This is a genomic window from Mesosutterella faecium (genome assembly GCF_022809315.2).
Lineage (GTDB): Bacteria > Pseudomonadota > Gammaproteobacteria > Burkholderiales > Burkholderiaceae_F > Mesosutterella > Mesosutterella faecium.
This window is the reverse complement of sequence record NZ_JAKZJU020000001.1, coordinates 742,747-757,039: the sequence shown is the minus strand read 5'-3', so window position 1 is coordinate 757,039 and position 14,293 is coordinate 742,747. Positions and strand designations below refer to the sequence as shown.

13 protein-coding genes are annotated in these 14,293 nt (G+C 61.8%); 4 read left to right on the top strand and 9 right to left on the bottom strand.

Annotated features, from left to right (window positions below):
* Positions 1 to 277: 277 nt before the first annotated feature.
* Both MUN46_RS03590 and MUN46_RS03585 read right to left on the bottom strand, forming a co-directional pair.
* Positions 278 to 1,678 (bottom strand): ISNCY family transposase, encoded by a 1,401-nt coding sequence (locus MUN46_RS03590; protein ID WP_285230533.1) that lies wholly within the window; start codon positions 1,676 to 1,678, stop codon positions 278 to 280.
* 420 nt (positions 1,679 to 2,098) lie between these two features.
* A complete protein-coding gene (locus MUN46_RS03585; RefSeq protein ID WP_285230533.1) occupies positions 2,099 to 3,499 on the bottom strand; it encodes an ISNCY family transposase in 1,401 nt (466 codons plus the stop codon).
* 437 nt (positions 3,500 to 3,936) lie between these two features.
* Here MUN46_RS03585 and aroG point away from each other — a divergent pair, with 437 nt between their 5' ends.
* Entirely contained in the window at positions 3,937 to 5,016 is a 1,080-nt protein-coding gene (aroG, locus tag MUN46_RS03580) for a 3-deoxy-7-phosphoheptulonate synthase AroG (RefSeq protein ID WP_422732582.1), read from the top strand.
* An 81-nt stretch (positions 5,017 to 5,097) separates the two neighbouring features.
* Here the strand turns inward: aroG and infA are convergent, their stop codons facing one another.
* Positions 5,098 to 5,373, bottom strand: coding sequence for a translation initiation factor IF-1 (gene infA, locus MUN46_RS03575; RefSeq protein ID WP_237977974.1), 276 nt, complete (start codon positions 5,371 to 5,373; stop codon positions 5,098 to 5,100).
* 400 nt (positions 5,374 to 5,773) lie between these two features.
* On the opposite strand from infA, the gene hemG reads away from it, so the two are divergent.
* Both hemG and MUN46_RS03565 read left to right on the top strand, forming a co-directional pair.
* On the top strand, positions 5,774 to 6,310 hold the full coding sequence (gene hemG, locus MUN46_RS03570) for a menaquinone-dependent protoporphyrinogen IX dehydrogenase (RefSeq protein ID WP_243377319.1): 537 nt from the start codon (positions 5,774 to 5,776) through the stop codon (positions 6,308 to 6,310).
* A gap of 138 nt (positions 6,311 to 6,448) precedes the next feature.
* Positions 6,449 to 8,128 (top strand): AMP-binding protein, encoded by a 1,680-nt coding sequence (locus tag MUN46_RS03565; RefSeq protein ID WP_243377318.1) that lies wholly within the window; start codon positions 6,449 to 6,451, stop codon positions 8,126 to 8,128.
* On the opposite strand, the gene MUN46_RS03560 is transcribed toward MUN46_RS03565, so the two are convergent.
* Together MUN46_RS03560 and MUN46_RS03555 are read right to left on the bottom strand one after the other, a co-directional pair.
* Positions 8,125 to 8,355 (bottom strand): RNA-binding S4 domain-containing protein, encoded by a 231-nt coding sequence (locus MUN46_RS03560; RefSeq protein WP_243377317.1) that lies wholly within the window; start codon positions 8,353 to 8,355, stop codon positions 8,125 to 8,127. The genes MUN46_RS03565 and MUN46_RS03560 overlap by 4 nt on opposite strands.
* A gap of 12 nt (positions 8,356 to 8,367) precedes the next feature.
* A complete protein-coding gene (locus tag MUN46_RS03555; RefSeq protein WP_243377316.1) occupies positions 8,368 to 9,492 on the bottom strand; it encodes an NAD(P)H-dependent flavin oxidoreductase in 1,125 nt (374 codons plus the stop codon).
* Between the two features lie 127 nt (positions 9,493 to 9,619).
* Between MUN46_RS03555 and mnmA the strand changes: the two genes are divergently transcribed.
* Positions 9,620 to 10,729: a tRNA 2-thiouridine(34) synthase MnmA gene (gene mnmA, locus MUN46_RS03550; RefSeq protein WP_243377315.1), complete on the top strand. Its 1,110-nt coding sequence runs from the start codon at positions 9,620 to 9,622 to the stop codon at positions 10,727 to 10,729.
* Between the two features lie 45 nt (positions 10,730 to 10,774).
* Here mnmA and MUN46_RS03545 read toward each other — a convergent pair whose 3' ends face one another.
* From MUN46_RS03545 to recX, 4 genes are all read right to left on the bottom strand, one after another.
* Entirely contained in the window at positions 10,775 to 11,488 is a 714-nt protein-coding gene (locus tag MUN46_RS03545; RefSeq protein ID WP_243377320.1) for a TerC family protein, read from the bottom strand.
* Between the two features lie 36 nt (positions 11,489 to 11,524).
* Positions 11,525 to 12,424 carry a succinate--CoA ligase subunit alpha gene (gene sucD / locus MUN46_RS03540; protein WP_243377314.1) on the bottom strand — a complete coding sequence of 300 codons (900 nt, stop codon included), beginning with the start codon at positions 12,422 to 12,424 and terminating at the stop codon, positions 11,525 to 11,527.
* Entirely contained in the window at positions 12,421 to 13,596 is a 1,176-nt protein-coding gene (gene sucC, locus MUN46_RS03535; protein ID WP_243377313.1) for an ADP-forming succinate--CoA ligase subunit beta, read from the bottom strand. Before sucC ends, sucD begins: the two co-directional genes overlap by 4 nt.
* A 95-nt stretch (positions 13,597 to 13,691) precedes the next feature.
* Complete coding sequence (gene recX, locus MUN46_RS03530; RefSeq protein WP_243377312.1) at positions 13,692 to 14,219, bottom strand: recombination regulator RecX; 528 nt, start codon at positions 14,217 to 14,219, stop codon at positions 13,692 to 13,694.
* Positions 14,220 to 14,293 lie beyond the last annotated feature (74 nt).

The following is a 14,293-nucleotide window of genomic DNA, read 5'->3' as shown; positions in this document are numbered from 1 at the left end:
CGTTGCTCTAACAGGCAGAACGGGCGTATTTGTTAGAGCAAAGGGAAAATGTCACATGCCAGCACAACGGGACTATGTCACACCCTAGCAAAGCGATTATGACACCAAAAATTCTCCGCCAAAGACAGAAATTGAGAGCCCCCTGGGGCCCTTTATCGTCTTCATGGAGAACACCCTGCCCACGCTCTGTCGGGCGCTCGCCTCAAATGGGCTGAAGCCCGTGCGGGCTGTGGGCAGGTTGGGAAAAAAGATCTTCTGAGAGCCTGTGTTGATTTCATTATTTGCCAGATCTGTTTTTCCGCTGCTTCAGCTTTTCTTCGAGTTCACGGGCCTTTTGGTCACGCTCTTTTCTCTGGGCCTGCCGTTGCTTCGCTTCAGCCATTTCGCATTCCAGCTTCATGACGAAGCCGTTGGGTCGCAAATCTTCCTTCTCAATGATTCGATCCAGGCATGCGTCTATGGTCTTCGATGACTCAAGGTATTCCGTGCGCTCGAGCGTTTTTCTTTTCCGGGCTTCAAAGCAGAGCAGATGTTCTTTGCCCCGTGCATCCCGGTAGACCATTTCCGGCGCACGGCCATCCGGGTACTCGATGACGCTGACTTTCTTGCCCATCAGCTCAAACTTCCGAGCGCTCGCATTCTTGAGCTGCAGGATCGACCCCCCGAAGGAGACGCTCAGAGATTTGCTCAGAACGCGTTCGTGCCACCAGGCGCATATGCGTTCAATCTCGGGCATACTTTCTTCAGCCACCGCACAGTTTGCGCTCAGGGGTTCTCTTGGGTCGATTCCAAACCGCTGATTGAAATCCCTGATCAGTTCGTCCATGCGCTGATTGGCGGTGGCCATGTCTTCGATTCCCATGACCCTGAACTCATGCGGCCAGCGCCCCTGCAGCGTCTTGAACAGGCGTTCTATCCGGCCTTTTGCCTGCGGGCTCTGAGCGAATATCTGCTCGATCTGAAGCTTGTCGCAGACTCTCTGAAACTGTGTGCCCTCTACATTTTTGGACCGGCCCTGAGCCAACGCGCGGAAAGTGCCGTGCCGATCGCTGTATAGCGCAAGGGGGATTCCGTGCGCCCTGATGTATTGGAGCAGCACGGTCATATAGCCCGCCGCGGTCTCCGAGGGAAAGAACCCGGCAGCGGCGATTCTGCCGGTCGCATCGTCAATGAACGCGATTAATGAGCACTCTTTCTGACCGGGGCCGAACCATCTGTGCGGGCTGCCGTCGATCTGAACCAGCTCGCCGAACCTTGACCTTCTGCGCCTCAGAAAATGACCGGCTCTTCTGAGCCCCTGCTCTGAGGCCTGAGGGCTGAGTTCTCTCAGAATCTTTCGAACAGTTTCCTTCGACACTTTGATCCCTTCGTTTTTCACAAGGTACTGAGTCAGGAGCGTCGGAGGGAAATCCTGATATTTTGTAACTGCCAGTTCTATGATTTTTAAACGAATATCGTCTGGCAGGCGGTTGCTCGGGGGCCGCCCTTTGTTGCCATGGGGCGGATCTGCGGCTTCGCCCCTTTTCCAGGCGGCCAGCCTGCGATAGAACTGGCGAATGCTCAGCTTCATCGCTTTGGCTGCCTCCGGCACCGAGAGCAGGCCGTAGGCGACCTGTTCGAAAATCTCCTCTGTGCCGGTCTGGGACTTCGGGGCTCTTTCAGGAAGCGAGTTTTTCATGTGCGACTCCTAAAAAACAGGCTCTCTGAAGTGATTGTGTGACAAAATCGCTTTGCCGGGGGCTGTCATGCAGATTGCCGGCTTATGACAGAGTCGCGTTGCCGGACCATGACATAGTCCCGTAGTTTTCCGTGACATTATCGCGTTGCTCTAACAGGCAGAACGGGCGTATTTGTTAGAGCAAAGGGAAAATGTCACATGCCAGCACAACGGGACTATGTCACACCCTAGCAAAGCGATTATGACACCAAAAATTCTCCGCCAAAGACAGAAATTGAGAGCCCCCTGGGGCCCTTTATCGTCTTCATGGAGAACACCCTGCCCACGCTCTGTCGGGCGCTCGCCTCAAATGGGCTGAAGCCCGTGCGGGCTGTGGGCAGGTTGGGAAAAAAGATCTTCTGAGAGCCTGTGTTGATTTCATTATTTGCCAGATCTGTTTTTCCGCTGCTTCAGCTTTTCTTCGAGTTCACGGGCCTTTTGGTCACGCTCTTTTCTCTGGGCCTGCCGTTGCTTCGCTTCAGCCATTTCGCATTCCAGCTTCATGACGAAGCCGTTGGGTCGCAAATCTTCCTTCTCAATGATTCGATCCAGGCATGCGTCTATGGTCTTCGATGACTCAAGGTATTCCGTGCGCTCGAGCGTTTTTCTTTTCCGGGCTTCAAAGCAGAGCAGATGTTCTTTGCCCCGTGCATCCCGGTAGACCATTTCCGGCGCACGGCCATCCGGGTACTCGATGACGCTGACTTTCTTGCCCATCAGCTCAAACTTCCGAGCGCTCGCATTCTTGAGCTGCAGGATCGACCCCCCGAAGGAGACGCTCAGAGATTTGCTCAGAACGCGTTCGTGCCACCAGGCGCATATGCGTTCAATCTCGGGCATACTTTCTTCAGCCACCGCACAGTTTGCGCTCAGGGGTTCTCTTGGGTCGATTCCAAACCGCTGATTGAAATCCCTGATCAGTTCGTCCATGCGCTGATTGGCGGTGGCCATGTCTTCGATTCCCATGACCCTGAACTCATGCGGCCAGCGCCCCTGCAGCGTCTTGAACAGGCGTTCTATCCGGCCTTTTGCCTGCGGGCTCTGAGCGAATATCTGCTCGATCTGAAGCTTGTCGCAGACTCTCTGAAACTGTGTGCCCTCTACATTTTTGGACCGGCCCTGAGCCAACGCGCGGAAAGTGCCGTGCCGATCGCTGTATAGCGCAAGGGGGATTCCGTGCGCCCTGATGTATTGGAGCAGCACGGTCATATAGCCCGCCGCGGTCTCCGAGGGAAAGAACCCGGCAGCGGCGATTCTGCCGGTCGCATCGTCAATGAACGCGATTAATGAGCACTCTTTCTGACCGGGGCCGAACCATCTGTGCGGGCTGCCGTCGATCTGAACCAGCTCGCCGAACCTTGACCTTCTGCGCCTCAGAAAATGACCGGCTCTTCTGAGCCCCTGCTCTGAGGCCTGAGGGCTGAGTTCTCTCAGAATCTTTCGAACAGTTTCCTTCGACACTTTGATCCCTTCGTTTTTCACAAGGTACTGAGTCAGGAGCGTCGGAGGGAAATCCTGATATTTTGTAACTGCCAGTTCTATGATTTTTAAACGAATATCGTCTGGCAGGCGGTTGCTCGGGGGCCGCCCTTTGTTGCCATGGGGCGGATCTGCGGCTTCGCCCCTTTTCCAGGCGGCCAGCCTGCGATAGAACTGGCGAATGCTCAGCTTCATCGCTTTGGCTGCCTCCGGCACCGAGAGCAGGCCGTAGGCGACCTGTTCGAAAATCTCCTCTGTGCCGGTCTGGGACTTCGGGGCTCTTTCAGGAAGCGAGTTTTTCATGTGCGACTCCTAAAAAACAGGCTCTCTGAAGTGATTGTGTGACAAAATCGCTTTGCCGGGGGCTGTCATGCAGATTGCCGGCTTATGACAGAGTCGCGTTGCCGGACCATGACATAGTCCCGTAGTTTTCCGTGACATTATCGCGTTGCTCTAACAGGCAGAACGGGCGTATTGACCGGAACGGTGTCATGGAGTACATTACTCCCCATAGATTGCGTCATCCCACGCGGATGTCGAACCTCTTTCTTTAATGAGTTTCAGCATGATACGCAGCGCCCGCTTTTGTTTTAGCTTCGGCTTTTTTCGCTGTCAGGCGGAAAGAGTCGTTGAGGGCGTTTGAACATTTCTGAACACTCGCACATTCTCCAACCGCCAGGACCCAGAGCCCGGCGGTTTTTTTATTGTCCGTCGGCTCCGACCCCCTCTAGGAAAACAAAATGGACCAGGAAATTGACCGCTTCATGACCGACGACCTCCGGATCAAGGAAATCCGGGAACTCACGCCCCCCGCGCACCTGATGCATGAATTTCCATGCTCGGACACCGCCTCGGCCACTGTGCAGCTCGCCCGGAACGCGGCCCACCGGATCATTCACGGCGAGTCCGACCGCCTGCTCGTGATCGTCGGCCCCTGCTCGATCCACGACCCGAAGGCCGCCCGCGAGTACGCGAAGCGGCTTGTCGAGGTGCGGCGGGCTCTCGCGAACGACCTGGAAATCATCATGCGGGTGTACTTCGAGAAGCCCCGCACCACGGTGGGCTGGAAGGGCCTCATCAACGACCCCGACCTCGACGGCTCCTACCGCATCAACCACGGCCTGCGCGTCGCCCGCAGCCTGATCCTCGACATCACGGAGATGGGACTGCCGATCGGCGTGGAGTTCCTCGACATGATCACCCCCCAGTACATCGCTGACTTCGTCTCCTGGGGCGCCATCGGGGCGAGGACCACTGAGAGCCAGGTCCACCGCGAGCTCGCCTCGGGCCTTTCCTGCCCGATCGGCTTCAAGAACGGCACCGACGGCAACACCAAGATCGCCGTCGACGCGATCGGGGCGGCCAACCACCCGCACAGCTTCCTGTCAGTTACCAAAGGCGGCATCTCGGCCATCGTGACCACGACCGGCAACGAGGACTGCCACCTCATCCTCAGGGGCGGCAGCCACGCTCCCAACTACGACGCCGCCAGCGTGAAGGCGGCCTCCGAAGCGCTCTCCAAGGCGGGCCACGCCCCCTACCTCATGATCGACGCAAGCCACGCGAACAGCCGCAAGATCTGCCGCAACCAGATCCCCGTGGTGGAGGATATCGCGGGCCAGGTGGCCGACGGGAGCCGCAGCATCATGGGCGTCATGATTGAAAGCAACCTCGTGGAGGGCCGCCAGGACATCGTGCCCGGGCAGCCGCTGGTCTACGGGCAGTCCGTCACCGACGCCTGCCTCGGCTGGGACGACACCGAGGCGCTGCTCGAGCGGCTCGCCCGGGCCGTGCGCGACCGCCGCACCCGCAACTGCTGAAAAAAACAGCGCCGCCTCCGGCCCGGCGGGACGAACCGCCCGGACGGAAAAGCGGCGCAGCTCGAGGCGCGTCGGGAAAAATCAGTGACGGCGCTGCTGATGAGTCGGAGAGCCCGTCGGGGCGCCCGCGGCGCGGCCCTCAATGTGACGGAATGTGATGCGGCCCTTCGACAGGTCGTAGGGAGAGAGCTCGAGCGACACTTTGTCTCCGGCCAGAATCCGGATGTGGTGCTTGCGCATCTTGCCGTTCGTGTAGGCGATCAGCTCGTGCCCGTTGTCGAGCTTGACGCGGTAGCGGGCATCAGGCAGGACTTCCAGAACCTGCCCGGACATTTCAATAAGGTCTTCCTTTGCCATATATTGAGGAGGCGGAGCGCGGAGACCCTCCGCGGCGAAGCCGCCTGCGTTGTTTCCTATACAAAATAAAAATGAGTTCCGCACGGGCGGCAACCCCGCCGCCGGTTGCCCGGGAGTCCGCGCCGAAAGCGAAAAACGCCGCGCGCATCCAGGCAGGCAGAACAAAAGCGGATTTTACAGGGATTTTTCACTGCGCGGAGCGCAAAAGCCGCCTTAAGCGCAAAAATAATCCTTTCTTTTAAAATACCTGCGGGCCTCAGGACCGGCGCACGAAAGGCAGACGGGTCCCCGGTTTTGAGCCTATAAGTGAAAACCCTTATTTTCGCTTTCGTTTTTTCCTTTTCGCCTCTCTTAGTCTTTCATCCTGCAGTGTCAGCGTTGCTGGCAGGAGCTGTAAACAATGAAGAATGTGCTGGTGCTTTACTGGAGCCACGACGGCCACACGGCCCGCGTTTCCAGAACCATCTGTGAAACCATCCGGGCCGAAGGCCACAATGCCGAAATGATGAGCGTGATCGAAGCCGACCGGGAGGGAGTTGACCTGGGCCGCTACGATGTGCTGATCCTGGGCGCCGCCATCCGGTACGGCCGCTTCAACAAGACGTTCGTTCAGTTCGTCAACAAGCACGCGGCTGAAATCGATGCCAAGCCCAACAGTTTCTTCAACATCACGCTCATTGCCCGCAAACCGGAGAAAGCCACCCTCGAAGGCAATGTCTATGCCCGCAAGTTCGTCCAGAACAGCCTCTGGAAGCCGCGCGAGGTCAAGTGCATCGCCGGCAAGGTCGACTATCCGAACTGGAGCTGGTTTGACGCCGTGCAGATCCAGCTCATCATGTCCATGACCAAGGGCCCCACGGACCGAACGGTGGTCCGCGACTACACCGACTGGGACGACGTCAGGGCATACGCCAGGCACTGCCTCACGCTCGCGTGAGAGGCACGCGCTTCCTGCGCTCTTGAAGGGGCAGAGTGCGCGCGCGGCCTGCGGCGGCTTTAAGAGAGGGCCGCCGGAGGCGGTGCGCCTGCGCCCCTGCGGGCACAGGGCAACAGTAAGAATTGCAAGGACCCGTTTATGCCAACTTATCCGTGGATTGCTCACTACGAAAAGGGAATTCCGGCGGAAATCGACCCTGATTTCTGTCCCAGCATCCCCGCGCTTCTCGACGACGTCGCCCGCCGGTTCGGCGACCATACGGCCTTCGTCAGCATGGGCCAGAAGCTGTCTTTCAGGCAGGTGAGCGACTGCGCCTCCGACCTCGCCGGCTACCTTCAGTCGGCCCGCGGCCTGAAGCCCGGCGACAGGGTCGCGATCATGATGCCCAACATCCTTCAGTACCCCGTTTCGCTCTTCGGCGTGCTGAAGGCCGGCTTCATCGCGGTCAACGTCAACCCCCTGTACACCGCCCGCGAGCTGCACAACCAGCTGCTCGACTGCGGGGCGAGCGCCGTCATCATTGCTGAGAATTTCGGCCGCACGCTGGAAAAGGCGCTCCCGGGCACCGGGGTCCGGCTCGTGATCTCCACGGGAATCGCCGACCTGTTCGGACTCATGAAGCGCACAATCGTCAATTTCGCGCTCCGGCATGTGAAGAAGATGATCCCGGAGTTCTCCATCGAGGGGCTCGTCCCCTTCCGGAGCGCGCTCGCCGAAGGCCGTTCGCGCGGCTTCCGCCCCGTCGCCGTCAAAAACACCGACGTCGCACTGCTGCAGTACACGGGCGGCACCACGGGAATCTCCAAGGGCGCGATGCTCACGCACCGCAACGTCCTGGCCAACGTGGAGCAGACCGGGCGCTGGATCTCGCAGACGTTCCAGATCGGAAAAGAACGGGCGCTCACCGCGCTGCCGCTCTACCACATCTTCTCCTTCACCGCGACGCTGTGCTTCCTGAAGCGGGCGAGCGCCCAGCTGCTCATCGCGAACCCGAGGGACATCAACAACGTGATCGACGCCTTCGAGAAATGGAAGCCCACGGCCTTCCCGGGCGTGAACTCGCTTTTCAACGCACTTTTAAACAGCGAGCGCTTCCGCGGCCTCGACTTCTCGCAGCTCAAAATGACCGTGGGCGGTGGTGCGCAAGTCCAGCGGCCCGTGGCCGAAAAATGGAAGAAAGTCACCGGGCACACCATCCTCGAGGCCTACGGCCTCACGGAAGCCTCGCCCGGCATCTGCGGGAACCTGCCTGACTCCCCCTGGGACGGCTCAGTGGGCTTTCCCCTGCCCAGCACCGTGATTTCGATCCGCAGCGACCGCTTTGAAGACCTCGGCGTCTGCGCGGACCCCGCTCAGATCGAGGCGCACACGGGAGAAATCTGCGCAAAGGGCCCCCAGGTGATGAAGGGCTACTGGAACCAGCCCGAGGAGACCGCCCGGGTGCTGCAGGACGGCTGGCTGCACACCGGCGACATCGGCTGGATGGACAAGGACGGCAGGGTCACCATCACCGACCGGAAAAAGGACCTGATCATCGTCTCAGGCTACAACGTCTACCCCAACGAGGTGGAAAGCGTGATCGCCTCCAACCCCAAGGTGCTCGAGGTGGGAGTCGTGGGGGAGAAGTCCAAGACCTCGGATGAGACCATCAAGGCCGTCATCGTGAAAAAGGACCCCTCGCTCACCGTTCAGGAGGTCAGAAGCTGGTGCCGCGAGAGGCTCACCGGCTATAAGCGCCCGAGGAAGATCATCTTCGTCGAGAGCCTGCCCAAATCCCCGGTGGGCAAAATCCTTCGCCGGGAGCTTCGCTCGCTTTAGGAAGCTGACGCGCCGGCCTTCACCTCGATTTCCCTGCCCTGCGCGGCGACGGTCTCCCCGCCGCGCAGCTTCGCGCCGCGGCGGGTTTCCTTGCGCCCGTTCACGAGCACCCGGCCGGCCTGAATCGCCTCCTTGGCCTCTCCGCCGGTTGAGAACACGCCCGCCGCCTTGAGCAGGGAGTCGAGCTTGATGAATTCCGTCTTGAGCTCAAAAACCGTTTTTTCCATTGTTTTTTCCCTTCATTGTTCCTTTGCCGGGCCGGCGCTTTGGCCGCTCATGAACTCCCGCAGAGCCTGCCCCAGGATTCGGATGGTTTCCGATGCCTTCCTGCAGCAGAACACGTCCGCCCCCTGCCCGACGGGCATTCGAAGCAGATCCGCGCGCCCCAGCTGCGCGGCCCGCTCCATCAGATCTTGCATGATGAAGCGCTGCCAGGGATAGCCCGAGGAGGCCACGCCGGCCCGTTTCAGGGCCTCGATCAGGCCGTTTTTCATCACCCGCTCGAGCCGGCCCGAGAGCTGGTCGCTCAGGCACGTAGCCGTGTCGGAGGCGGCGATCATCGAACGCTTCATCAGTCCGGGAGCCGCCGACTCGTGGCTGCAGGCTACGGCGGTGCCCACCATGACGGCGGAAGCGCCTGCCACCAGGGCCGCGACCGCGCCTGCCGGCGTGGAGATGCCGCCCGAGGCGACCAGCGGCAGGCTGACGGCGCGTCCCGCGCCCGCAAGCAGCACGGAAAGCCCGACCGAAGACTCCTGCGGCTCGCTTTCAAAATAAAGCCTGGGGCCGCCGGCTTCAGCCCCCTGCAGGATCACGGCATCGGCGCGCGCCGAGCGCTGGACCTTCGCCTCCCGCAGCGTAGTGGCCGCTCCGAGGATAAAGACCCCGGCCGCATGCAGCCTCTCCTCATAGGCCTCCCTGTAGCCCCCGAAGGAGCAGCACGCCGCCTTCACTCCGCAGTCGAGGAGCGCCTCGAGCTGGCGCTCGAAATCAGGCTCCCGGAAGGCGTCCAGGTCGACCTGTTCGGGCAGCCCCAGCTCTCGCCTGAGCTCGCCCAGCGCGTAGATCACCTTCAGGGCCTGGCCGCGGTCGCCCCGGTCGCGCGGCGGGATGCGCAGATTGACCGCGAACGGCCGGTCCGTGATCTCGCGCACACGCCTCACCTCGCGCTCGATGTCCTCGGGCTCGAGCAGGTCAGCCGCAAGCACCCCGAGCCCTCCGGCGCAGGAAAACGCGGCGGCAAGCTCCGGCGTGCTCACGCCGGACATCGGGGCCGACAGCAGCGGAATTTCGATGCCCAGCCTTTCGCAGAATCGCCGGGCCCGTTCGGCCGCCGCCCTCATCATGCCTTCCTGTGCCTGCATCCTCTCCCTCCTGACCCGAGCAGCGCAGTGCCCGAACCGTTAAGATCATACTAGCCGAATGAGACGGGGCGGGCCCGCGGCTCATCTTCCGGCCTTTTCTGATGCTGCGTTTGGTTTGTGGTGAAAAATGCCTAGAGTGATTGTGGGGATGTCCGGCGGGGTCGATTCCGCGGTGAGCGCCTGGCTGCTCAAGCAGCAGGGCTATGAGGTGATCGGCCTTTTCATGAAGAACTGGGAGGACGACGACAACGGCGAGTACTGCACGAGCCGCCAGGACCTGATCGACGCCTCGAGCGCGGCGGACGTGATCGGCATCGACCTGCAGGCCGTCAATTTCGCCCGGGAGTACAAGGAGCGGGTCTTCTCCATCTTTCTCAAGGAATACGCCGCGGGACGAACGCCCAACCCCGACGTCCTGTGCAACTCCGAGATCAAGTTCAAGGCCTTCCTGGACCGGGCGATGGAGATGGGAGCGGACTGGATCGCCACCGGACATTACGCCCGCACCCGCAGGGCCGAGGACGGCACCACGGAGCTGCTCAAAGGAGTCGACCCCTCCAAGGACCAGAGCTACTTCCTGCACCGCCTCTCGCAGCGCCAGGTGAGCCGGGCGCTCTTTCCCGTGGGCGGGATGTACAAGAAGGATGTGCGGGCTCTCGCTCGCAGGATCGGTCTGCCCGTAGCGGACAAAAAGGACTCCACCGGCATCTGCTTCATCGGGGAGCGCCCCTTCAGGGAGTTCCTCGAGCGCTACCTTCCCACTCATGAGGGCGAAATCCGGACGCCGGACGGCACTCCGCAGGGACGCTGCGTCGGCAGGCACATCGGGCTCGCCTTCTACACGATCGGCCAGAGGAAGGGCATCGGCATAGGGGGCGCCCGGGGCCTGGAGGAAAAGCCCTGGTTCGTGGCCGCCAAGGACATCCGCAGCAACGTGCTCTGGGTGGTGCAGGGCCACGACCACCCCTGGCTGCTCAAAGACCACCTCTACGCCTCGGAGCCCTCCTGGATCTCGGGAAAGCCGCCCCGGCAGGGCGGGCGCTTCGGGGTGAAGACCCGCTATCGCCAGAGCGACTGCCCCGCCGTGCTCACCGGTTCCGGAGAGCACGAGTTCTCGCTTCGCTTTGACAGGCCGCAGTGGGCCGTCACCCCGGGCCAGAGCGCCGTGCTCTATGACGGCGACGTCTGCCTGGGCGGCGGATTCATCGAGGGACTGGAGACGGGCGAGGCCCGCTGAAAAAGGGCCCGCGGCCGTCTCTGCGCGAAAAGGGACGGCCAGAGGCTATTTCTTCTGCCCGGTGATGAGGTCCACCCCGGAGCGGCGCCGGGCGAAAAGCCCCGCGGCCACCACGAGCAGCGCGCAAAAGAGCGATACCGGCAGATGCCAGGAATCGATCCCGGAAACCCGGTCCGCGACGAAGCTGTCGGAAATGAACAGTCCACCCGCGATCCAGCCGAGCAGCCCACCGCCCAGGAGGATGATCACCGGGAAGCGGTCAAGCACCTTCAGCACGAGCTGGCTGCCGAAGACGATGAAGGGCACGGACACCAGCAGGCCGAAAATGACGAGCATGGTCTGGTGCGCCTCGTGGGCCTGCTGCGCCGCCCCTGCGATGCCGATCACGTTGTCGATGGACATAATCAGGTCGGCCACGATGATGGTCTTGATCGCTCCGAGCAGCTTCGTGCTGCCCTCGACCTCCTCGGGCTTGCCGTCGTCGGGCAGCAGCAGCTTGTAGCCGATCCAAAGGAGGATGAGGCCGCCCGCCAGCTTCAGTCCCGGAATGTTGAGCAGCATCACGGCGAATGTAATCAGGATGACGCGCAGCGTGATGGCGCCGGCCGTGCCCCAGAAGATGCCCTTCGCCCTCTGGCTGTGCGGCAGGTTCCGGCAGGCGAGCGCGATCACCACGGCGTTGTCGCCGCCCAGCAGCACGTCGATCAGGATGATCTGGCCCACGGCCGCCCAGTGCATGGTCGTAAATACGTCAACAATCCAGTCAATCAATTGAGTCGGCTCCGGTCAAAAAAGTCAGCAGATTCCCTTCTTCTTCAGAACGGAAAGCAGCAGGCTGCCCATCTCCGCGGGATTCCTCGCCACGGGAATGCCGCACTCCTCAAGGATGCGGATCTTGCTTTCGGCCGTGTCCACGCCCGCGGCGATGATCGCCCCCGCGTGGCCCATGCGGCGCCCCGCAGGGGCGGTGATCCCGGCGATGAAGCCCACGACGGGCTTGGTCATGTGGTCGCGGGCCCAGCGGGCGGCCTCCACCTCATCGCTGCCGCCGATCTCGCCGATCATCACGACGGCGTCCGTGCCCGGATCTTCCTCGAACATCCTCAGCAGGTCGATGTGCTTGAGCCCGTTGATCGGGTCGCCGCCGATGCCAACCGCAGCTGACTGCCCCAGGCCGCAGGCCGTAATCTGATCCACCGCTTCGTAGGTGAGCGTGCCCGAGCGGGAGACCACGCCGATGCGCCCCGGGCGGTGGATGCTCGCCGGCATGATGCCCAGCTTGAGCAGCCCCGGCACCAGCAGCCCCGGGCAGTTCGGCCCAAGCAGCAGCGTGTGGCTCTTGCGGTCCTTCATGTAGTTCCGCACCCGCAGCATGTCCTGCACCGGGATGCCCTCCGTGATGCAGACCACGAGATCCAGATCGGCGTCGACCGCCTCCAGGATCGCCCCCGCGGCGAACGCCGGCGGGACGTAGATCACGCTCGCGTTGCCGCCGGTCTGCTCCTTTGCCTCGCGCACTGTCGCGAAAATCGGAATGCCGTCCATCTGCTGGCCGGCCTTGCGGGGGTTCACGCCCGCGACAAAGCGGTCGGCCGCGTTGGCGTAGGCCCGGCAGGCGCGGGTATGGAACTGCCCGGCGTGCCCGGTGATGCCCTGCGTGATCACGCGGGTGTTTTCATTGACAAGAATGCTCATTGCGCCGCCTCCCTTGCCGCTCTGACGGCCTTCTCCGCCGCATCAGACATTGTTTCAGCCGAAATAAAGCTCAGGCCCGACTCCCTGAGGATCCGATGGCCTTCCTCCTCATGGGTGCCGTGCATCCTCACCACCATGGGCAGCTTGAGATTGAGCGTCCTGGAGGCCTCCACCAGCCCCTGAGCGACGATATCGCACTGCATGATTCCGCCGAAGATGTTGATCAGAATCGCATGGATGTTGGGATTCTCGAGCATGATGCGGAATGCAGCCGTGATTCTCTCGACCGTGGCGCTGCCGCCGACATCGAGGAAATTGGCGGGGCTGCCCCCGTAGAGCTTGATGATGTCCATGGTCGCCATGGCCAGGCCCGCGCCGTTCACCATGCAGGCGATGTCCCCGTCGAGATCGATGTAGCTGAGATTCGACTTCCTTGCGAGCAGCTCCAGCCTGTCCTCGGCCTGGGGGTCGAGCATCACAGCCGTCTCGGGATGACGGAACAGCGCGTTGTCATCGACGATCAGCTTCGCGTCAAGGGCAATCACCTCGCCGCCGCGGGTGATCACCATGGGGTTGATTTCGAGCAGCGACGCATCCTCGTGGACAAAAGCCTCGTAGAGCTTCAGAAGCGCGGCCCCGAAGCGCTCGTGCACCCCGTCCTCAAGTCCGAGCTCAGAGGCGAAGGTCTCGAAAGCGCCGGCTCCGGGAGCCTGCAGGGGATCAATCAGCATGCGCCGGATCGCCTCGGGGCGCTTCTCGGCAAGCTCCTCAATCTCCATGCCGCCCTCGGCTGAGGCGAGCACGCAGATTTTCTGGCTCGAACGGTCAATAAGAATGGCGGCGTAGAGCTCGCGGGCAATGTCGCAGGCCTCTTCAATATAGAGCCTGTGCACCGCAATCCCCGCCGGTCCGGTCTGACGTGTGACCAGCTTCGAGCCCAGCATGGCGCGCGAGATGTCGGTCACTTCCTGCAGACTGCGCGCGATTTTCACACCGCCCGCCTTGCCGCGCCCGCCGGCGTGAACCTGAGCCTTGACCACCCAGGGGCCGGAAGCGCTCAGACCTTCAGCCGCCTGCGCCGCGGCCCCGGCCTCGAACACAGGAACGCCCCGCAGCAGCGGGACACCGTATTTAGCCAAAATTGATTTGGCCTGATATTCGTAAACTTTCATAAGAAGAAATCATTTCGCGCCGCACGGATTCGCGGACGGAGACGGAGGTTGTGCTGCAAAATATGAAATTATTTCAAAACCCTGCCTAAAGGTTTTTAGTCTAGACCGCGGCGCGCGCGGTCGAAGACGTCGCGGATAATAGAATACCCGAATCCTCTGGACAGAAGGAAGCGAATCTGCCGCCCCCGCTCCCGCTCGTCCTCGGGCAGGTTGCCGAACTTCTTCGACCAGACCTGATAGGCCCGCTCCTCCTCGGTACCGCCGAGCTGCGAGAGAGCCGCCTCCGCCGCCTCTGCCGGGACTCCCCGCTGTCTGAGCTCCATGCGCAGGCGCGCCGCCCCGAGGCGGCCGCCTTTCTGACGCACGAATTTCTCAGCAAAGCGCTCGTCCGAGAGATAACCCAGCGACTCGAGCCGGTCGAGCACCGCCTCGAGCTCCGGCTCCGCGCTGTCGGGGAAGCGGCGGCGAAGCTTCCGCCGCAGTTCCGCCCGCGCATACTCCCTGCGGGCGAGGGCCGCCACGGCCTCCGCAAGGAGACTGCCGCGCCTCGACGGGGTCTTCCCTTTCCCAGACCGGGTCTGCCGCAGGGCGTCTTCGGGGGCCCCGCTCTCCTCTTTGCGCATCACAGGAACTCTTCAGGCGAAAAGTCTTCCTCGGGATCGAGCACCACGGTCGACTCAGCGGGCTCCTCCTTCTC